Origin of the sequence: Devosia polycyclovorans (assembly GCF_042181575.1) — a bacterium.
Classification (GTDB): domain Bacteria; phylum Pseudomonadota; class Alphaproteobacteria; order Rhizobiales; family Devosiaceae; genus Devosia; species Devosia polycyclovorans.
Window position 1 is genome coordinate 2,546,308 of sequence record NZ_CP170082.1, and the last position, 19,462, is coordinate 2,565,769.

Here is a 19,462-nt window from a genome sequence, read left to right on the forward strand (position 1 = left end):
GTGTGGGGGTGGTTGTGTTGCGTCAGTCTGCCAGTTTTAGAGCCGATGGTCAGCGCGAGCGGCGCGGCATCCACCCCGCCATCTTCTACACGACCTTTGCTCTTCTGCTTTCCGGCAACGCCTTGCAGGGAACAGCCCTGCTCATGGCGCCAGACATTGCACGGCTGTTGGGCGGACAGAACGAACTTGTCATCACGGCCTACGAAGATCGGCTGGCGCAGATGCGGGTAGAAATAGACCGACTGCACTCCCGCAATTACGCACAGGCCGGCGATATCAACCTGCAGCTTCAGGAATTGTCGGCACAACAGGAAACCCTGCTGGAGCAACATCAGCTTGTCAAAGCGCTGGTGACGAAGGCGGACGAGCTGGGTCTGGCGTCTGTGTCGATGCCAGACAGCGCAGTTCTTCCTGAACTGGCGACCCGGAACGGCAATCCGGATGTGGCAGCGACTTCAGCGTCCGTTCTGCAAATGATGGACGAAACGCAGGAGGCCATGAGCGGCATTGCCAGCGCCGCGACAGAGCGGACTGCGAGCATCGTTGGGGAGCTGTCCAGACTTGGTATAAGGGTCAACCTGCCCGACACGGACCTAGACGGCATTGGCGGTCCGCTGCTGGCATCGCTGGATGGCGCGGATCAGGTTTCGCCCATTCTGGAAGACGCCAATGCTGTCATGAGCGCGCTGATGCGCTTCAAGGCCGCCCGGGATAGTCTGGAGCTTGCGCCGGTACACATGCCGATTGTCGGGAACTTTCGCCAAAGCTCGGGCTACGGCAATCGCAAGGACCCGTTTACCGGCGGGCGGGCTTTCCATTCAGGTCTGGATTTTGCGGCCCCCACTGGGACAGCAGTGCTCAGCGCCGCCAGTGGGGTAGTGAGTTTCGTCGGCGAACGCTCCGGCTACGGCAAGGTTGTCGAGGTCGAGCACGGCAATGGCCTGGTGACCCGCTACGCCCATTTGAGTGCCTATTTGTCCCGAAAAGGGCAGCAGGTGCAGATCGGAACACCGATTGCCAAGGTTGGCTCGACCGGACGGTCAACGGGGCCGCACCTGCATTTTGAGGTACGCCGGGCAGACGAACCCTTGGACCCCAAGTCTTTTCTCGATACCGGAAAGCGCCTCTTGGCCATGCTCAACTAGAATTGCAAAAGGCCCCAAACGATTGTTCGGGGCCTTTCTTATTCTCTCAGTTCAGTCTTCAGCAGCGACGTCGGTTGCGACGCCCACGCGCTGGGCGAGAGCTGCTTCCATGAATTCGTCCAGGCCACCGTCGAGAACGACGGAGGGCTGGCCACTCTCAACGCCAGTGCGCAAATCCTTGACCATCTGGTAGGGCTGCAGAACGTACGAGCGAATCTGGTGGCCCCAGCCAATATCGGTCTTGCTGGCGGCTTGGGCATTGGCTGCCTCTTCGCGCTTCTGCAGCTCCATTTCATAGAGCCGGGCCTTGAGCATGTTCATGGCCGTGGCGCGATTCTTGTGCTGGCTGCGTTCCTGCTGGCACGCCACGATGATCCCGGTGGGTACGTGGGTGATGCGGATGGCCGAGTCAGTGGTGTTGACGTGCTGACCGCCGGCACCGGAGGCGCGATAGGTATCGACCTTGAGGTCGGCTTCGCGGATTTCGATGTCGATATTGTCGTCCACCACAGGGTAAACCCAGACGCTGGAGAAGCTGGTGTGCCGGCGCGCGGCCGAGTCATATGGACTGATCCGCACCAGACGATGCACACCGCTTTCGGTCTTCATCCAGCCATAGGCATTGTGACCCTTGATCATGATGGTCGCGGACTTGATGCCCGCTTCTTCACCATCGTGCATTTCGATGGTTTCGACCTTCATTTTCCGACGTTCAGCCCAGCGCGTGTACATGCGCAAGAGCATGTTCGCCCAGTCCTGGCTCTCGGTGCCGCCGGCGCCTGAGTGGATTTCGACATAGCAGTCATTGCCGTCGACTTCCCCGGAGAGCAGGGTTTCGATCTGGGTTCGCCGCGCCGTCTGCATCAGTTCGATCAGGGCGTTCTCGGCATCGCGCACAATTTCTTCGTCGCCCTCGGCCTCGCCCAGTTCGATCAATTCGCTATTGTCCCGGATGCCGGCTTCGAGCTCGTGCACCGTCTTGACGGCAACATCGAGTTCGTCGCGTTCGCGCATCGTAATGCGCGCCTTTTCGGGCTCATTCCAGAATTCGGGAGATTCGGTTTGCGCCGTTAGCGCGTCGAGCCGGAGTTGAGCTGTATCCCAGTCAAAGATGCCTCCTCAGCAGGGTCAGAACCTGCTCGATTTCGGCGACGGTCTTTTCGATTTCCGTGCGCATTGGTCTTCCTTTTTGTGTGGGGCTCCGTTTAGCGAAACGCCACTCGTGGATCAACCCATGCGACGAGCGCGCTTGGCGAAGCGCTTGATTGCGGCTTCCCGTTTGAGGCGGGAAAGCCCGGTCAGGAAGAAAATACCGTTGACCTGGTCGATCTCGTGCTGGGCGACCCGGGCCGGAAAGCCGGACAGTTCCAGCTCGGACAAGGCGCCGGTTTCGTCCTCAAATGCGATGTGGGCGCATTCGGACCGCAAGATCTCGACCTCGATGCCCGGCATGGAAACCGAGCCCTCCTTGCCCAGTACTGAAACACCTGATGTCGCGATAACCCGTGGATTATAGAGGACGCGATAGTCGCGAGTAGCAGGGTCCGCGAGACTGATGACCACAACCGGCGCTACCACTCCCATATGTACCGCAGCCAAACCATAAGCGTTCGCGCTCGTTGCGGCAGTGAGCAGGTCCCGTCCAACCGCCAACAGATCCGGGGTGACTGGAGCATGCGATGCAACAGCCTGAAATCGATCATCTGGATAAACTATGAAGGGATCAGCGCCGTTGTTCATGGCAGCATTCACCTTCGTTCATCTTGCATGTCCTGGCCCCTGCTGGTACTTCGAACACTGGCTGGTCCCGTAGCTCAGCAGGATAGAGCACAGGATTCCTAATCCTGGGGTCGTGGGTTCGAATCCCGCCGGGATCACCAGCTAACCCCTTGAAATCGTTAAAGTCAACGCCCGCCCCTGCTGCGGCGACCTTTCGACTGGGGTGACTTTGGGGCGACCTGCGAAAAGTCAGCCCGGGATTGCGTCGGCGAATCCTTTATGGGTGGACTCGTTTTTGACGGCATCTACACGTCGAACCGCTAGGTCTGCCGCACACTCAACTGGAAACGGAAGGCTACTGCCCCCTCCCACCATCGGAAAATTGGTGCCCCATTTGTTGTTGTAGAGATTGAAGCGAACGCCTTGGCTCCAGTCCGGCGGGTCGGGCTGGAAGGGCATAAAGGCATGAGACCGAGCACAAACCAGGGCGGCATCCAGCGGAAGGATGTTGAGCGCGAACTCGTCGCTGACCAGCGCTACCTCCTCGACGGCCTGCAACTGTCCGCCGCCGCGCCGCACCTCATCGCCGGCCCTGTGCCAGAGCCCCATCTTCTTGAATTTTGTGGTCTTGAGCTTCGCCGGTGAGAGATGCAGAAATCCGCCCTCTGGCATGCGGTTGGCAGGCTTGCCGCACAGCATCAAAGTGAGTTCCACGCGATCTTTGCTGAGCCCCCGGATCGATAGCTCGCAAACGTCGGGGGCGCCCAGCTCTGAACTTGCATCCGGAGGCATGGCAATGACCGCGCGCCGCCCCTCGATAATCCCACCCAACCTTGGTTCAAAAACTGCGGTGCGCGCCCGCCGTGCACTAGCCAGGCCGGGTTTGTCGTGGTCCAGGACCGCCCAGACCTCATGATGCTGAAGATAGCTGTCCAGATGCTTCTGCAGCTCAAAACTGTCATAACTTTCATGGCGGTAGCCATCAGCGACCCGTTCTGCCCCTCCAGGGACGCCCCTTCTGGTGTCGTCAAGGAGCACAGGTCGCCATTTTCTGTATTCAGAACGGCCGTCCAGCCATTGTCGGCAATCAAGGCACCGGGAACAGGCACACCTCGGGTGGCCAAATTGAGTTCGTCGAGCGCCTGCTTGGCACTTTGCCGATCATGGGTATCCAGTTGGGCGACGGCCTGGTCCAGATAGTCACGCTGCTTGACCCATGACTTCTCCACATAGGCAAAGCGATAGTCATTCTTGCGTGCCGCTTCGAAAGCTTGGCGATCCCAAGCCGCTTCGTCGCGAAGGTAGGTCTTGATGTCAACGCCCCAGGTGTGTTCGGCGACCATGCACAGGCCGCGACCGAAGGCCCGACGCCTGTCGCTGATGGAATCGAACCCGTCATAGATGCGCTGCAGCGCCCGATAGCGGGCCAGCTTTACCGGATCGCTGGCCGCGCCGTGGATCCAGCTATCGCCAATTTCCTGGGTGACGACCGGAAAGTCATCCTTGCGCGCCCACATCGCGGCACCGAAATTGTCCAATGTCGATGCCGCAATCATGGCTCCGGGGTATTCGGTGCGCAATTGCCTCAGCACCTCGACCGTCTGACCAACGCTTTGTGGTCCTATATTGTCGTTGGTGTGGGCGAAGCTGAGCCCGACATCATCGCCCGCGGGGAATTCGGTGGCGCCATATGAGCCTTGGTACATCACCACAACCTCGTCGCCTCCCGGCGCCTGCCAGCGGAAAATCGGCGGCACATCGGGCACGGGGCTTGCTGTGTTGACACCAAGATGCAGGAACCGGATTCCGACTTTTGCCAGCAAAGGCACGATACCCAGCGTGTGACCGGGTACGTCCGTCATCTTTGCCGCCGTCGTTGTTCGCCCAAATCGCTTGTCGAGTTCCTGGGCATAGCTCAAGCCCGCACGGAAGACAGCGGGCGACATCAATTCGCTATGGGTGGTGAAGGGCAGGCCATGCCAAGTGATCAACCCCCGTTCGATCGCCTGCTCCAACCGCTGCACCCGCTCGGGCGCCTGCGAGTTGAGGTGGTCCCAGATCAACCAGGCGCCGGTGGTCCAAATAAACTCCGGCTGCGCGGGGTTCTCGGCGAAGAAATGCTCTCCCGTTGCAATTGCCTGCGGGATGAATTGGTCGTGATATTGCTGGCGCACCTGGGCCGCGTGGTCGGTGAACCCAATGTCGAGATGGGTCTTGAAGACCAGATGGATGCTCTTTTCAGTCATGCGCATTCTCAGCCGACGGTGCCGCGCACAACAAGGCGTGTGCTCAAGGTTTCTTCCAATCCGGGAGCTTCAGGCTCGTTGAGCCGGCGCAAGATCAGCCGCACCAACGCCCTGACGCGCGCATCGAGGTCAAATTTGACCGTGGTGAGATTGTAGCTCTTCCAGTGCGCCTGAGCGATGTCGTCGAAGCCAACCACGCTCACATCCTGCGGGACGCTCAGTCCCAGTTCGTAGCGCAGTGCATCGAGCGCGCCGAAAGCACTCACGTCATTGGCGGCAAAAATGGCGTCCGCGCCCCCGGCGACCTTGAACAGGTCGATCGTCGATTGAAACGCAGCGTCATAGCCGAAGTCCCCGGCCATTTGGATGGGCGGGGCCATCCCACGTTCGTTCATGACCGCACGGAGCATGGCTTCCCGTGCCGCACTGGCGCGCGACTTTGCCTTGCCGGCGAGATAGGCAATGCGGCTGGCACCATAGCCTTGCAACAACGCGATGGCCTGCTCGATGCCATCACGTTGAAGGATGTTCAGCCTGTCGAAGACGGGGCCTGGGCTCTCATGCCGTGTGATGCCGGAAATAGGGTAATCGATATAGATCGGTACTGCACGATCAAGAAAACGGGTCAGGATCTGCGGTTTCACATTCTCGACGAAGGCAATCACTGAGTCAGGGTTGAAGCCACGCATGTAGGCCAGGAGCTGGTCGTCCATAGAGTAATCGGTACGGGTCTTGAACAATACCGTGGCAAAACCCTCATTCTGCAGCGCCGTGGTGAGCGCGTCGATCTCCTGGCTTTCCCAATAACTGCAGACGTCGGGCACGATGACCCCGATCAGGTGCGAACGACCACTGACCAGGGCCCGCGCCGCTCGATCAGGGAAATAATTCAACTCCCGCGCGACCTTGAGAATCAGCTCGCGCTTGTCCGGGCGCAGCGAGGCATTGGGATTGAACGCGCGCGACACAGCTACACGGGACACCTTGGCCCGCTCGGCAACCATTTCAGCAGTGGCGCGCGCCACGCGCGTCGCCGGATTATCGGTCATGACCGCCTCGCTCCCAATTGATAGCGTGTTCAAATCTACTGTCAGTTCGATTTGGCTGTACCACCAGTTGGTTACCGAGAATAGTCAGTAGCAACGACATTCCGCTGCTTTCATGACGATCAAATGACGCTCGAGGGGGTGCCGAAAACACGACATTGATGCACACGCTTTCATTTAGCTGTCATCTGACCCGCATATTCAGGACGGGTCGCTGCGGGCCAATAGCTCGCATTTACGGAAGAGGAACCCCATGAAGAAGACACTACTGACCGCTAATCTGACGGTCCTCGCCGCCGCCCTGATGGCCAGCAGCGCCCTCGCGGCCGATCTGCGCATTCTGTCGGCCGTGACCGGAGGCAAGGACGCCGCCGAGCACGAGCAATTCGTCGCGGAACTTGAAGAGCATCTCGGCCTCGACATCGAAATGGTCAAGCCGGCCTCAGACTACAACAATGTGCTGTTTACCTCGCTTGCCAGCGGCGAGCGCTATGACTTGATCTACGGCGACTCCAGCATGCTGCCCGGCCTGATCGACCAGGGCGCCATCACTGATATGACCGACATGGTCGCTGCGTCCGCCATTCTGTCGGACGAAACCGTCATTCCTGCTGGTGAGTGGGCCCTGTTTGACACTAATGGCCGCAAGTGGGGTGTTCCGAACAAGTTCGAAGGCGGCACCTTGCCTACCATCCGCCAGGACTGGCTGGAAGAAGCGGGTATGGCGACTCCGGTCACGCTTGACGACTGGACCGAGTACTTCAAGTGGGCTCGTGACAACAAAGACGGCGCCTATGGTCTTTCGACCGCCAAGCTGTATGACATTCAGGGCTATATGTCGGCCGCCGGCATCAAGGCCGGCTACGTCATGGAAGACGGCAAGCGCACCATTCCCTACGCCACCGAAGGCGCAGCCGAAGTCTATGACTGGTTCGCCATGCTGTCCGAAGAAGGTCTGCTGGACCCCAATTTCGTCACCAATGGCTCGGGAGAGTTTCGCAACCTGTTCATGACCGATCGCGTCGCAGCAGTGACTTACTGGGACGCTTGGGTGGGCCTGTTCAACAACATCATGGCCACCGACCATCCTGACAGCAGCTTCGAGGCCAAGGGTGTGGCCGGGGTTCCGGGTCCCGATGGCGAGATTATCCTGCGTCGCGGCAATGCATCGCTCTGGATGATGCCGGCCAATGCCGAGAATCCGGAAAACGCCATGAAATTCCTTGAGTTCTGGCACTCCGAGCCAGGCTACATCATGGGCACACTGGGCATTAAAGGCGTGGATTACACTGTCGCCGCCGATGGCAGCTACGAGTTGACCGAGCAGGGCCAGGCCCATGGCATGGACCACGGCGCCCCGCGCGTCGCCTCCACCACCTGGGAACACCCCTTCCCCGCCCTGCCGGGTGTTGAAGAAGCCCAAGAAATCATCATGGAGCACGCTTCGACCGAGTACCTGCCGGCCGAATGGAGTGAAGCTTCGCCGATCGTGGAAAAGCACGCATTCCAAGCCATGCTGGGTGAAGTCACCGGTGCAGAAGCCGTGGCCGCAATGCACGCCGAACTGCTGTCGGCCGGCTTGATCGACGAATAAGCGTCCGGCGAGGCGCAGGCTCGATGGCCTGTGCCTCGCTCACCCCTGCGTAAAGGTTTTGCCATGTTCGACCGCATCCGCCGACACTGGATGTTGTATCTGCTGATCGCGCCGATCCTGGCCTATTTCTGCGCCTTTTTGTTTTACCCGATGGCGCAGGGCGTCTTTCTCTCAACCCAGAAAGCGGGATTGCTGGGGCCTGTCGGATTTATCGGTTGGGACAACTACGCCAAGGTGTTCTCTACGCCGGCTGTCTGGCAGGCGATCTGGAATACCCTGATCATTGCCGCAGGCATAACCCTTGTGGGCACATTTCTGCCGATCCTGCCCGCAATCGCCCTCTTGCAGATAACGCCAGATTGGCTGAAGCGCGGCTTTCAGACGGCGATCTACACGCCATACCTGCTCAGTTGGGTCATCATTGTTGGTATCTGGCTCAATACGCTCTCGCCTGTGGGGCTGGTCAATTCGGTGCTTGAGGGCATCGGGTTGATTGATGCACCGGTCAATTTCTTCGCCGACCCGTTCTGGGCCCGGCCCTTGGTGATCGGGCTGACGGTGTGGAAGGACGTAGGCTTCCACGCGCTGATCTATCTGGCCGCCTTGCTCTCACTCAGCCCGGACATTCTGGAGGCCGCCGACATCGACGGCGCCAATGACTACAAGAAGATCCGCGATATCCTGCTGCCTCACCTCATGCCGATGATCAGGGTAGTGTTCCTGATCACCCTGCTGGGCTCGTTGCGCACATTCGACTCCGCTTTTCTCATGCTCAATGGCCGAACGGCGGACCAGATCAGGACGCTGGCGATCTTCACTTATGAGCGCGGCATTCTCAATTTCGACCTTGGACTGGCAAGCGCCGCTGGTGTCGTGTTGCTGGTGGTCTCGCTGGTGATTTCGGCCATTGCGCAGGTCGTGACACGTGCTGAGCGGGAGAATTGAGATGCTGCGTTCTTCATCGATCCGCATCCTGTCCTATGTGATCCTGCTGCTCCTGGCCGGTACGATGATCATTCCGCTCTGGACAGTTTTGGCCACCGCCTTTTCAACCAAGTTCGGCTCGCTGCAGCCGGGTATCAATCTCTGGCCCGATCCGATCTCGTTCGAAGGGTTTGATACCCTGTTCCGGCGGCTCAACTTCGTCCTGCCCTTTTCCAACACGCTCTATGTCACCGTGGTCGGCACGGCGGCCCATGTGCTGCTCTCGGCGCTGGGGAGCTATGTGCTGATCCAGGAAGACCTGCCGGGCCGCAAAATCATTGCGGGTGTCATCCTGCTCACGCTGACCATCCCCACCCAGGTGATCCTGGTACCATTGTTTGTGGTGTTCAAGCAGTTCATGCTGCTCAACACGCTGCTGTCCCTGATCGTGTCGGAACTGGTGTCGGCCTTTTCTATCCTGCTGATGAAGACCTATTTCGAACAGGTGCCTAAATCGATGGTGGAGAGCGCGCGGATCGATGGCGCGGGCCATTTCAAGCTGCTCAAGGACTTTTATTTACCGCTGGCCCTGCCTGGTGTGGTGACCGTGGCGGCATTCCAGATCGTGCACAAGTACAACTTGTTCATAGAGCCGCTGTTGTTCATCAATGACCCGCAGAAGATCACGCTGCAGATTGCTCTGCAGTCGGTGATTCAAGGCGAGAGTGCGACCTCGACCAATGACTTTATCGCCCCCAATGTCACCATGGCCGCGATTGTCGTCGCCCTGGTGCCGCTGCTGATCTTCTACCCCTTCATGCAGAAGTACCTCATCCGCGGCCTGACGGTCGGCGGGGTGAAGGAATAGACCTGGATATGTCCATGCAGGTGACCGCCCGCGTCACGCGCGCCGATCAGGCCGCCAATCCATACTTCTATATTCCGTTCGAGGTGCCTGAGGGTACGACACGGATCGATGTGACGCTGGACTATCCAAAGGCGGCGGACTGTATCATCGATCTCGGGGCCTTCGATCCGCGCGATGCGGGATATCCCACGCAACAGGGCTTTCGTGGCTGGAGCGGTGGTGCGCGCAGCAGTTACTTTATCGCCACGGACGATGCGACGCCGGGCTATGTCCATGGCCCGATTCCAGCGGGCCGGTGGAATGTCATATTGGGTCTTTATCAGGTTCCCGAGGCGGGGGCCGATGTGCGCGTGACAGTGACGCTGGATGCGTCGCTACGCCCTGTAGCCCCGCAGCCATCCCGGACCTTTCCGGTGCAGCGGGGCGCTGGCTGGTACAGGGGCGATCTGCACTGCCACACCTTTCACTCCGATGCGAAGGGATCTCCGGAGACCCTGCATGCGGCGGCTCGCCAAGCTGGATTGGATTTCCTTGCCATCACCGACCATAACACCACCACCCAACGCCGATATTTCCATCCGCAGTCGTCGCCGGACCTGATTTTCGTGCGTGGTATGGAGATCACCACGGCGGTCGGGCACGCCAATGTATTCGGTGTGGATGAGTGGATCGACTTCCGCATGACCAAGCCCTCCGACGCACATGTGCTGGAGCGGCTGGTGCATGAAAAAGGCGGCCTGCTATCGATCAATCACGACAAGCCGGTGATCCCTTGGGACTATGAAATGCCCGCCGCTGATTGCCAGGAAATCTGGCAGTCCACCTGGCTGGACCGCAACTGGATCTCCCTCGAGCGCTATCAGCAGCGTCTCGCCAATGGCATGCGGCTGTCGGCCATTGGTGGCTCCGACTTCCATCAACCGGCCGACCTAAGGCCTGAGGGGCCGTTGGTGCTGGCGCGGCCGACCACTGTGTTGTGGCTGCCGGAGTTGAGCGAAGACGCAATCCTAGCCGCTATGAAGTCGGGACTGGGATACATCACCGAATCCCCTGATGGTCCACATCTCGAAATCCGCTGCGGCGAAGTGCCGATGGGCGGCACGACAACTGATTTGACCTCAGTCGAGGTTTCCGTGCGTGGCGCTGAAGGGGATCAACTAACCTTAGTTGACGCCACAGGTACGATTGCAACCATGGGCATTCCATCCCCTGACTGGCAAACGAACGTGGCGCTCGATGCGGTGTCGGGCTTTATCCGCGCCGAAGTCATCGCGGTCGCCAGCCGTAGCCGTCTTCTTGACGACCTCGCGAAAAGTCTCGGTCCGGAAAAGAACCACGCTTTGTCTTCGCCGGAAATAGCGGCTCAACCTATTCGCCGTTCCCTGAGCAACCCAATCTACATTGCGTCTTGAGCATCTGGCTGCTTTTCGATCCTAGGCATATGACCGCCGCAACTCTATGCTGATCGACTTGCGACACGGGATTGGTGTGCGAATACTCAAGTGCGAACGCTTCGCCTAACCTCTCGCGTTCTGAGCAGCAAGGGGCCTGAAACCTTGCGTGCGGCAAACTAGCCTAACCTGGCCGGCGGCTTACCAGAGGTCGACAGAGGTGTCTGACCGGCAGAAATGGTGCGCTTGGCGTTCCAGGTGGCATGGCCATGCCACCTGAGAGATGAAGGGGCGCAGACCAGCATCGATTATAGGGGCGGTATTCGTACCGCACTAGACTTGAACCATAGTCTGCCCGCCTAACTTCACTTCCTCTTGTACGCTTGGGGCAAGGTATCCACCACATACGATGGTCTCGGCCTCCCAGAGTTTACCCCATGCGTGCGGCGCGGGGCGTCCGATCTTGGATTGATCCGCCACCAGGATGCGGTGCCGTGCGCAGTCGAATATGGCGCGGCGCGCGCGTACCTCCGCCATATTGAAATCCAGCATGTCTCCATTGGGCGAAAGTCCACCGACGCTGAACACGGCATAGTCCAGGCGCAGTCCGGCAAAGAAATCCACGCTTTCCGCGCCGATAAAGTCCAGATCCCGAAGCCGCACAGTGCCGCCGGCCAATGACACAGAGACCTTCGGCGCCAGATGCAGGGCCAGCACCGCATGAATGCTGTTGGTGAAGACGGTAAGCCCCTCATGATGCGCCAGAGCCCGTGCGCAGGCCTCTACCGTCGTCCCCGTACCCAAGGCAACGCTCGCGCCCGGCGGGATCAGGCCCGCGACCACATCGCCGATCCGGGACTTTTCGTCTCGCGATACTTCCAGCCGAGGCTCATAGCCGATGTTATCGCTTGGCGTGAGCAAATGGGCCGCCCCATGACGCCGCCGTATTGCCCCTTCTTCATCCAGCATGCGCAGGTCGCTGCGGATCGTCTGCACCGAAACCGACAGGAGATCGGCCAGCGCAGACGCCGAAAGCGAAGCATGACTGGCCAATAGGCTCAGAATACGATCATGGCGGCGAGCAATGTCGGAATTTTTCATTTTCGTTCGAAACCAAACATGGTCCCAACCATAGCGTGCTGCCCGATTGCATCCAAGTAGCGACATCCAGCCAAACCATGCCAAAACAAACTAAACTGTCACCTCACCGTCATCAGCCACCGATACTAGGTTCGCCCAACGATGGCAGCCTGCTTTCGTTCGAAAACTATGCTCCCGGAGATGATGATGTCCCGCCTTACCCTTGCGCTGATGCTTTCGCTTTCGCTGCCGGCATTGGCTTCGGCTGAAACGCTCAAGCTCTATACCTCGCAGCCCAACGAAGACGCCCAGAAGACAGTCGATGCCTTTCAGGCAGCAAACCCAGACATCACTGTGGAGTGGGTGCGCGACGGCACCACGCAGTTGATGGCCCGCATGACCGCTGAAATGGAGGCCGGCGCAGGCCAGCCGGATGTGCTGCTCATTGCAGACACCGTGACGTTGGAAGGCCTGGCCCAGGAAGGCAAGCTCACCGCCTATGACTCGCCTGAAGCAGAAGGCTACGATCCGGCCCTTTATAGTGCCGATGGCTACTACTATTCCACCAAGCTGATCACCACGGGCATTGTGTACAACACTGGCGCCGCCGAAGTACCAACCTCCTGGGCCGACTTGGAAAAGCCTGAGTACAAAGGCATGATCGCCGCCCCTTCGCCGCTCTATTCCGGCGCTGCGCTGATCCATTTGGCCGCGCTGACCAACAACCTGGCTCTGGGCTGGGAGCATTACGAAGCACTCGCTGCCAACGAAACCGTTGCCCAGGGCGGCAATGGGGGGGTGTTCACGGCCGTCGCCGCTGGCGAGAAGCCCTATGGCGTGCTGGTCGACTTCATGGCCCTTCGGGCCAAGGCCGAGGGTTCGCCTGTCGACTTCGTCTTCCCTGCCGAGGGTGTCACTTATGTGACTGAGCCCGTTGCCATCATGGCTGGCGCCGCCAATATTGAGGCTGCGCAGAAATTCGTGGACTTCGTGCTCTCCGAAGAAGGTCAGCAGTTGGTCGTGGACATGGGCTACATCCCGGCCCGGAATGGCATGGAAAGCCCTGAAGGCTTCCCGGCGCGCGACGGCATCACACTGATGAACTTCGATGCTGCCAAGGCCTTGGCAGACGCTGAAGCCAACAAGGCCCGCTTTGCGGAAATCTTCGGCGTGCAATGACCGCCTCAACCGCACCTTTCAGCCGGTCTCCGGACCGGCTGATTTCCCTATTGCTGCTGCCGGTCGCCTTGATCGCCCTGGGCCCCATGCTGCGCCTTTGGGGCGAAGGCTTTGGTATCGGCAGTGAATTGACTCTTGGTCATGCCGCAGAGGTCCTTGGACGCGCCAGCACGCTGACAGCCTTGCAGCATTCGCTGTTCACGGCGGGCACCGGGACCCTTCTATCGATTGTCATCGGGTCGGCCTTTGCCTTCGTGGTGGCACTCACCGACATCCGGGCCAAGGCCGCGCTCGTCTTTTGCCTCATGATCCCGATGATGATCCCGCCACAGATTACGGCGCTGGCTTGGATGCAGGCCACAGGCCCTTCTTCGGTGCTGCTCAAAACATTGGGGCTAGCCCCACCGCTCGGGAGCCCGCAGCCGCTCTATTCAGCCTGGGGCATCTCGCTGCTTCTGGGCATCCAGCATGCCTCGATCATCTTCCTGACCCTGCGCGCCGGGTTGCGGATGATCCCCGGAGATCTGGTGGAGGCAGCGCGCATTTCCGGCGCACGAGGCTGGCGTGTCTGGGCGCAGATCGTGCTGCCGCTCAGCCTCCCCAGCCTGGCTGCTGGCGCCGCCATGACCTTCGTCACGGCGCTGGGCAATTTTGGCATACCGGCCATGCTCGGCATTCCCGCCCGCTATTCCACACTGCCCACGCTGATTTATCAGCGCCTGGTTGGCATGGGGCAAACCGTCCTCGCAGAGGTCGCCGTATTGGCACTGCTGATCGGAGTGGTGGCGATTGCCGGTGTCCTGGCCGGTCGCCTGTTCCTGCAGCGTCGCGCTTATGGACTGGTGGGCCTGGCATCCCAACCGCTATCCCTTTCGCTCGGTCGTAAGCGGCCCTTGGTCGAGTTCATCCTCTGGGGCTTCATATTTTTCACCCTGGTGGTGCCGCTTTTGGCCTTGGTCTCGACCTCGCTTATCCCCGCCTATGGCGTCCCGCTGACGTTGGATACGGCAACCTTCAAGGCCTGGGTTGAGGTGCTGTTCAACCAGCCCGTCACGCGCCGGGCCTATGCCAATTCTCTTCTGCTTGCCAGCGCGGCCGCATTGATCCTGATGGCGGTCTGCATCCCGCTCGCCTGGCTCATGCAGCGTCGCGCCACGCAATTGACACGGGTCATTGATGCGCTGGTGGACCTGCCCTACGCGCTCCCGGGCGTGGTGCTGGCGATCGCCTGCATCCTCGCCTTCATGCGCCTGCCCCTTGGCATCACCCTCTATGGCACCCTGACAATCATCTTGCTGGCCTATCTTTCCCGCTTCCTGGTCGTGATGCTGCGGCCCGTTCAGGCGGCGATCGGTCAGCTCGACCCGGCGATGGAGGAAGCGGCCGCCAGCTCTGGTGCGCGACTGGGCCGTCGCCTGTTCGACATCGTACTACCCCTTTCGGCGCCGGCTGCAGCGGCCGGGGCCATTCTGGTCTTCCTGACCGCGGTGAACGAGTTGACCGTGTCGGCCCTGCTCTGGACCGGCGGCACGGAAACCTTGGGCGTGGTTATCTTTAATCTTGAGGACAGTGGCGACACGGTGATGGCTTCGGCCCTTGCCACATCCATTGTCGCAGTGGTGATCGCACTCATGGCCATCGTCCAGCTCTCCGCCTCACGCTTACCAAAAGGAACCGTGCCGTGGCAGGGTTGACCTTCTCGAACGTCTCCAAGCTCTATGCCGGCACACCGGCCCTGGACGGCATCGACGCCGAAATCGCCAAAGGCGAATTCGTGGCGCTGCTTGGCCCCTCAGGCTGCGGCAAGACGACCTTGCTGCGGCTTACGGCCGGCTTCGAAATGCCGGACCGAGGCCGCGTGACCCTTGGCGGCCGGGTGCTTGCGGACGGGACCGTGTTCGTACCGCCCGAAGACCGCAATGTCGGAATCGTCTTTCAGTCCTATGCGCTTTGGCCACACAAGTGCGTTGCGGGCAATGTGTCTTATCCGCTCGAAGTGCGTGGCATTGCCGCGTCCGAGCGCAAACGACGTGTCGCCGAGGCACTCGAACTCACCGGGCTTTCCTCCTTTGCTGATCGCGCGCCGGCCCAGCTCTCGGGCGGGCAGAGGCAGCGCGTTGCGCTGGCACGGTGCCTGGTTGCCGATCCACAAGCCGTATTGCTGGACGAACCCCTGGCCAATCTCGACCTTGCCCTGCGAGGCGCTATGCAGGAGGCCTTTGCCGCCTTCCACCGCCGCACTGGCGCGACAATGGTCTATGTCACCCATGATCAGACCGAAGCGCTTGCCCTGGCCGATCGCGTCGCTGTGATGGAAAGTGGTCGCATCCGGCAATTCGCGGCGCCGGAAACCCTTTATGATCAACCCCAGGACTGCTTCGTCGCCGGCTTCGTTGGCGATGGAGCTGTGGTGAAAGTGGACCGCGCCGGGACGCCGGTGGACGGCGAGGTGGTCGTTCATGCCCTTGGCCAGGAGATCGAGGCGCGCGGTCATGGCATGACCCCGACCCATATCTGCATTCGCCCCGAACAGGTGCGCGTCGATTCTGATGGCTCGATCACTGCGCGCGTCACATCCTGCACCTACCAGGGTGGTCGTTTCCGGGTTTCGCTGGAAGCGGCGGGCGAAACGCTGATCACCCATGTGCCGATACGGGCAAAAATCGGCGAGGAATTGCGGCTATCCCTGCAATATCCCTGGGCCTTTTGTGACCCAGTCGGCACAACCGCGATTCCGGGCCAAGCCCATGCTTGACGTGCCGATACCCACCCAGGCGACCCAAATCGGCAGCGCCGCCCCTTGGATCGAAATCTTGTCTGGTCTTGGTGAGAAGGGTCCCGCCTGTATTCGCCTGTGGACCGGTCGCCAGACCTGGCTGCTGGATGTGGGCTTCGGCCCTGAGCCGACCTCTCCCTTCAAGCCCGAATGGCTCGAGGGCGCAGAAGCCGTATTTATCACGCATGATCACATCGACCATATCGGGGGCGCAGCACATGTGATTGCAGCAGGGCTGCCGATTTACGCCACCGCGCAAACCGCCCGGGCACTGCCGCCGGGCGCAAATTTATGCCCTTTGCCGGAGCGGGGCCGGGTGACGGTTGACGGTATCGAGATCACCACCGGGCGCAACGGGCACGCCCTGGGCGGCATATGGCTCCATTTTGCCCTGGGCGATGAAGCCTTGTTCTATTCGGGCGACTGGTCCGAAGAGTCTGAATGGTTCGCATTCGACCCGCCGCCGCCAGCCGGAACCGCCCTGATCGATGCGTCCTACCATCTCGATCCCGTATCGCAAACTGCACGCAGGGCAGCGCTTGACGTGGTGCTCAAAGGCCTGCCCCCTTCCATGCAAGTGCTGTTCCCAGTCCCGCCCTCGGGTCGCGCCGGTGAATTGGCGCTGCACCTGATGAATCGGGGCATTGTTACCCTGGACGATACCTGCCGCGCCGCACTCGCCGATGGTCTGACATCTGGTGGCGTCTCGCCAGGTGCATCGAGGATACTTCCGCTTCTCAAGGCGCCGTTCGATCCCTCGGCGCAGTTTCTGATATGCGACACGCCAAATGCAGATGACGGCATGGCCTGGAGAATCGTTCAGGATTGGCGCGACAGTGGCGTGTTCGGGCGAACTGGCACTGTTCTCTTCACCGGACACATGACGGCACACGCCCGTGAAGTTGCTGCTCTGGGCGGGCGATTTACTCGCTGGAACGTCCACCCGCCGCTGGGCGACCAGAAGCGCATGCTGGAACGGATCGGCGCCAGTCGCTTTGCACCATTGTTCTGTTGCGATCCTGAAGCATACGGCAAGCAGGCTGATTTTCCCGCCATACTATCGGGGAGAACTTTGCTGTGACCCTGCTCCCGCGCCAATTCGTGCTTATTCGTCATGGGGAGACTGACGCCAATCGCGACGGGATCATTGCCGGCCGCACGGAGGCACAATTGACCGAACGCGGGCGTCGCGCCGCAGCAGCTTTGGCGGGCAGGTCTTTCGGCCGACCGATCATGCTATTCACGAGCCCCCAGGCACGGGCCCGCGATACCGCCCGGCTCGCCTTTCCAGCCTTGAGCCCCATCGTACTAAACGATCTTCGCGAGCGCGACTGGGGCATCTATGAAGGCCGGCCCGTCACGAAGTTGCCAGCGCGCGCAGCCACGCCTGAAGGCGGTGAAGCTTGGGAGGGAATGCTGGCACGCATCGCGAAGGCGCTTAGTCTGTGCACCACCATGGCAGGCGACAATCTGCCCATCATCGTCGCGCATTCCGGTGTTGTCCGCGCCGCCCGCGCACTCATGGGGCAAGACGCGACGGGGCCATCGGCGCCCCACGCCACGCCACTGCTCTACACCCCCGTCGCGGGCCAATGGCAGGAGCGGGCGCTTGCCGCGGAAGGAATGGCTTTATGAGTTGCGTAATTTTCGACGTGGACGGCACGCTGGCCAATTTCGATGCAGAAAGGCTTGGCCACCTGGTACATGGCGTGGAAAAGCATTGGGATGCCTTTCACGACGCCATGGCGGATGCCCTACCGATTCTGCCTATTGTTCGCCTATTGCGGCACCTGAAGGCGCAAGGCGAGCGGATCGTCATCTGTTCAGGTCGACCTGTGGGATGGCAGGAACATACCGAAGCGTGGTTGCGCCGAGCGCAAATCCCGTTCGATGCCATTTATCTACGTAAACCCAACGAAGACAGGCTGCCCGATCCCGAGGCCAAGGCCATGGCGCTTCAGCGCATCCGAGACGACGGATATGAACCCTGGCTGGTTGTGGATGACCGCGCGTCGGTCGTCGCATTCTGGCGGAAGGCCGGCCTGACCTGCCTGCAATGCGCGCCCGGCGACTTCTAGGCTTTGTGGCGGCAGACTTCCCACGTCCAAGTTCAGCCTGAAGCTGGCGCCCAAGCCAATGCCGACGGCCTGACAGCGGACGCGCAAATTGGAAAGTGCCGCAACCGCAATATCGCTTTTAAGCTGACGACAAGTGCTGACCTGTCAATCACTTAGCGGGCGGTCGGGTCTTGGAATGATATCAACGTCCGCTGGACGGCTGGAATGGGGCGCCCAATTGCCTGGCCGTTTATGGAAGCCCCCTGCCCTCGCCGCCAACTTCGCAGGCGACGGTTGCGGGACCGATGGCGGACTGTCCTCTTCTGGCTTTGCCACATGAATAGCTGCCATTTTACGTAGCGGGTATTAGCCGCTGTCAGCAGGATCCAACGGCATATAGCCGGCATTTGTCGTATAGGTTTGGAACCGTCCTAGTCACTAATCATCCACGGTAAGGCCTCAGCCTCAATGTCCAGCCGTCGATGGATGAGGAGGAGGCGGGTTTTTGTGGTCGATAGCGGTGTTGAGTTTGCAGCGGTCGCTCAGGCCGATCGCCAAGACTTGGGTCCTGGCGATCGGCCTTATCAAATTGCCTTATTGGGCCAGGCCGAGGGCTGCGAGGTGGGCGGCGGAGGCCTGTATCTGGGACTTGTCGCGGATTTCGATGATCAGGCGCGGGTTGGAGGTGATCTTGGCCAGGCCGGCGAAGATGGCGCGGAAGTTGATGTTGCCATAGCCCAGCGGCCAGTGACGATCGGCATAGCCATCGGCATCCTGGAGGTGGACATGGGCCAGCATCTCGCCGGCGTCCTGCACGAAGTAGTCGACCGGTGGGGCGCCTGTCGAGCCATAGGCGTAGGCGGCATGGCCGGTGTCGATCGACAGGGCGAAGGCGGAGGAGTTGAAGCTTTCCACTAGCTTGCGGCGGTCGGCAGGGTCCTTGTCCTCGATGTTCTCGAGCACGAAGACGCAGCCCTGGTTCTCGGCGCGCTTGACAGCGGCACCAAGAGTCTCATGGGTCAGGTTGATGACCTGCTGGCGCTGTTCGGGCCAGTTGTCGAGATTGTTGTGCATCCAGGTCGTGTAAGGGCTGTGGATGACGATCTGCGTGACATCGAGCGCTTCTGCCACATCGAGCGCCTGATCCATGCGCTTGGCGACGACGGCGCGCACGTCCGGATCGGACGAGGCGACGTTGAGGCCCATGAAGGGGCCGTGAATGCCCAGACGACCCTGATGGCCGTCAAGCAGGCGGCGGGCTTCGGCGACAAGGCTCTGCCAGTCGCCAGCGAGCGCTTCGGCAGGCACAAAGTCCTGCAGTTCGAGGTCGCGTGGCTTCTCGAGCAACCAGCTGCGGTTGATTTCGACGTCCTTCAACGTCATGGCGGCGCCAACGATAGGCAGATCGGTCATAGTCGCGTCCTTTCGAAACCGGTC

16 protein-coding genes, 1 tRNA gene and 1 pseudogene are annotated in these 19,462 nt (G+C 60.4%); 12 read left to right on the forward strand and 6 right to left on the reverse strand.

Annotated elements, in window-relative coordinates; all coding sequences use genetic code 11:
• The first annotated feature begins 14 nt into the window (after positions 1 to 14).
• The gene (locus ACE4RL_RS12720) at positions 15 to 1,145 is read left to right on the forward strand and encodes a M23 family metallopeptidase (RefSeq protein ID WP_375597497.1); all 1,131 of its coding nucleotides are present in this window, start codon (positions 15 to 17) and stop codon (positions 1,143 to 1,145) included.
• A gap of 51 nt (positions 1,146 to 1,196) precedes the next feature.
• Here ACE4RL_RS12720 and prfB read toward each other — a convergent pair.
• Positions 1,197 to 2,322 (reverse strand): peptide chain release factor 2 gene (gene prfB / locus ACE4RL_RS12725; RefSeq protein WP_375597498.1). Its coding sequence is split into 2 segments (ribosomal slippage): positions 1,197 to 2,252 and positions 2,254 to 2,322, totalling 1,125 coding nucleotides; the frame shifts between segments, so codons are not numbered across the junction.
• 50 nt (positions 2,323 to 2,372) lie between these two features.
• Complete coding sequence (locus ACE4RL_RS12730) at positions 2,373 to 2,885, reverse strand: peptide deformylase (protein WP_375597499.1); 513 nt, start codon at positions 2,883 to 2,885, stop codon at positions 2,373 to 2,375.
• A 63-nt stretch (positions 2,886 to 2,948) separates the two neighbouring features.
• Here ACE4RL_RS12730 and ACE4RL_RS12735 point away from each other — a divergent pair.
• Positions 2,949 to 3,025, forward strand: a tRNA-Arg gene (locus ACE4RL_RS12735).
• Positions 3,026 to 3,184: 159 nt separating this feature from the next.
• Here the strand turns inward: ACE4RL_RS12735 and ACE4RL_RS12740 are convergent.
• Positions 3,185 to 5,110: pseudogene (locus ACE4RL_RS12740) on the reverse strand (DUF5054 domain-containing protein).
• Between the two features lie 8 nt (positions 5,111 to 5,118).
• Positions 5,119 to 6,135: a LacI family DNA-binding transcriptional regulator gene (locus tag ACE4RL_RS12745; protein ID WP_375597500.1), complete on the reverse strand. Its 1,017-nt coding sequence runs from the start codon at positions 6,133 to 6,135 to the stop codon at positions 5,119 to 5,121.
• 274 nt (positions 6,136 to 6,409) lie between these two features.
• Here ACE4RL_RS12745 and ACE4RL_RS12750 point away from each other — a divergent pair, with 274 nt between their 5' ends.
• The 4 genes from ACE4RL_RS12750 (at position 6,410) to ACE4RL_RS12765 (ending at position 10,954) form a co-directional block, all read left to right on the forward strand.
• Positions 6,410 to 7,750 (forward strand): extracellular solute-binding protein, encoded by a 1,341-nt coding sequence (locus ACE4RL_RS12750; RefSeq protein WP_375597501.1) that lies wholly within the window; start codon positions 6,410 to 6,412, stop codon positions 7,748 to 7,750.
• Between the two features lie 63 nt (positions 7,751 to 7,813).
• Positions 7,814 to 8,695 (forward strand): carbohydrate ABC transporter permease, encoded by an 882-nt coding sequence (locus ACE4RL_RS12755; RefSeq protein ID WP_375597502.1) that lies wholly within the window; start codon positions 7,814 to 7,816, stop codon positions 8,693 to 8,695.
• A 1-nt stretch (position 8,696) separates the two neighbouring features.
• Entirely contained in the window at positions 8,697 to 9,542 is an 846-nt protein-coding gene (locus ACE4RL_RS12760) for a carbohydrate ABC transporter permease (RefSeq protein ID WP_375597503.1), read from the forward strand.
• A 14-nt stretch (positions 9,543 to 9,556) separates the two neighbouring features.
• Positions 9,557 to 10,954: a CehA/McbA family metallohydrolase gene (locus ACE4RL_RS12765; protein WP_375597504.1), complete on the forward strand. Its 1,398-nt coding sequence runs from the start codon at positions 9,557 to 9,559 to the stop codon at positions 10,952 to 10,954.
• Positions 10,955 to 11,266: 312 nt separating this feature from the next.
• On the opposite strand, the gene ACE4RL_RS12770 is transcribed toward ACE4RL_RS12765, so the two are convergent.
• Complete coding sequence (locus ACE4RL_RS12770; RefSeq protein WP_375597505.1) at positions 11,267 to 12,034, reverse strand: DeoR/GlpR family DNA-binding transcription regulator; 768 nt, start codon at positions 12,032 to 12,034, stop codon at positions 11,267 to 11,269.
• 183 nt (positions 12,035 to 12,217) lie between these two features.
• Here ACE4RL_RS12770 and ACE4RL_RS12775 point away from each other — a divergent pair, with 183 nt between their 5' ends.
• Genes ACE4RL_RS12775 through ACE4RL_RS12800 form a run of 6 tightly spaced genes read left to right on the forward strand, consistent with a single transcriptional unit; the run spans position 12,218 to position 18,046 of the window.
• Complete coding sequence (locus ACE4RL_RS12775) at positions 12,218 to 13,192, forward strand: ABC transporter substrate-binding protein (RefSeq protein WP_375597506.1); 975 nt, start codon at positions 12,218 to 12,220, stop codon at positions 13,190 to 13,192.
• Entirely contained in the window at positions 13,189 to 14,886 is a 1,698-nt protein-coding gene (locus tag ACE4RL_RS12780; RefSeq protein ID WP_375597507.1) for an ABC transporter permease, read from the forward strand. The genes ACE4RL_RS12775 and ACE4RL_RS12780 overlap by 4 nt, the downstream gene beginning before the upstream one ends.
• Positions 14,874 to 15,947 (forward strand): ABC transporter ATP-binding protein, encoded by a 1,074-nt coding sequence (locus tag ACE4RL_RS12785; protein ID WP_375597508.1) that lies wholly within the window; start codon positions 14,874 to 14,876, stop codon positions 15,945 to 15,947. Before ACE4RL_RS12780 ends, ACE4RL_RS12785 begins: the two co-directional genes overlap by 13 nt.
• Positions 15,940 to 17,049 (forward strand): MBL fold metallo-hydrolase, encoded by a 1,110-nt coding sequence (locus ACE4RL_RS12790; RefSeq protein WP_375597509.1) that lies wholly within the window; start codon positions 15,940 to 15,942, stop codon positions 17,047 to 17,049. The genes ACE4RL_RS12785 and ACE4RL_RS12790 overlap by 8 nt, the downstream gene beginning before the upstream one ends.
• Positions 17,046 to 17,603 carry a histidine phosphatase family protein gene (locus ACE4RL_RS12795; RefSeq protein ID WP_375597510.1) on the forward strand — a complete coding sequence of 186 codons (558 nt, stop codon included), beginning with the start codon at positions 17,046 to 17,048 and terminating at the stop codon, positions 17,601 to 17,603. Before ACE4RL_RS12790 ends, ACE4RL_RS12795 begins: the two co-directional genes overlap by 4 nt.
• The gene (locus tag ACE4RL_RS12800; protein WP_375597511.1) at positions 17,600 to 18,046 is read left to right on the forward strand and encodes an HAD family acid phosphatase; all 447 of its coding nucleotides are present in this window, start codon (positions 17,600 to 17,602) and stop codon (positions 18,044 to 18,046) included. Before ACE4RL_RS12795 ends, ACE4RL_RS12800 begins: the two co-directional genes overlap by 4 nt.
• 573 nt (positions 18,047 to 18,619) lie before the next feature.
• On the opposite strand, the gene ACE4RL_RS12805 is transcribed toward ACE4RL_RS12800, so the two are convergent.
• The gene (locus ACE4RL_RS12805; protein WP_375597512.1) at positions 18,620 to 19,438 is read right to left on the reverse strand and encodes a sugar phosphate isomerase/epimerase family protein; all 819 of its coding nucleotides are present in this window, start codon (positions 19,436 to 19,438) and stop codon (positions 18,620 to 18,622) included.
• Positions 19,439 to 19,462: the final 24 nt, after the last annotated feature.

What these genes read in the sequence shown, in the direction of transcription:
- ACE4RL_RS12730 (WP_375597499.1), bottom strand. Translation starts at nt 2,885, where the DNA reads ATGAACAACGGCGCTGATCCCTTCATAGTTTATCCAGATGATCGATTT.
- ACE4RL_RS12750 (WP_375597501.1), top strand. Translation starts at nt 6,410, where the DNA reads ATGAAGAAGACACTACTGACCGCTAATCTGACGGTCCTCGCCGCCGCC.
- ACE4RL_RS12755 (WP_375597502.1), top strand. Translation starts at nt 7,814, where the DNA reads ATGTTCGACCGCATCCGCCGACACTGGATGTTGTATCTGCTGATCGCG.
- ACE4RL_RS12760 (WP_375597503.1), top strand. Translation starts at nt 8,697, where the DNA reads ATGCTGCGTTCTTCATCGATCCGCATCCTGTCCTATGTGATCCTGCTG.
- ACE4RL_RS12765 (WP_375597504.1), top strand. Translation starts at nt 9,557, where the DNA reads ATGCAGGTGACCGCCCGCGTCACGCGCGCCGATCAGGCCGCCAATCCA.
- ACE4RL_RS12770 (WP_375597505.1), bottom strand. Translation starts at nt 12,034, where the DNA reads ATGAAAAATTCCGACATTGCTCGCCGCCATGATCGTATTCTGAGCCTA.
- ACE4RL_RS12775 (WP_375597506.1), top strand. Translation starts at nt 12,218, where the DNA reads ATGATGTCCCGCCTTACCCTTGCGCTGATGCTTTCGCTTTCGCTGCCG.
- ACE4RL_RS12780 (WP_375597507.1), top strand. Translation starts at nt 13,189, where the DNA reads ATGACCGCCTCAACCGCACCTTTCAGCCGGTCTCCGGACCGGCTGATT.
- ACE4RL_RS12790 (WP_375597509.1), top strand. Translation starts at nt 15,940, where the DNA reads ATGCTTGACGTGCCGATACCCACCCAGGCGACCCAAATCGGCAGCGCC.
- ACE4RL_RS12800 (WP_375597511.1), top strand. Translation starts at nt 17,600, where the DNA reads ATGAGTTGCGTAATTTTCGACGTGGACGGCACGCTGGCCAATTTCGAT.
- ACE4RL_RS12805 (WP_375597512.1), bottom strand. Translation starts at nt 19,438, where the DNA reads ATGACCGATCTGCCTATCGTTGGCGCCGCCATGACGTTGAAGGACGTC.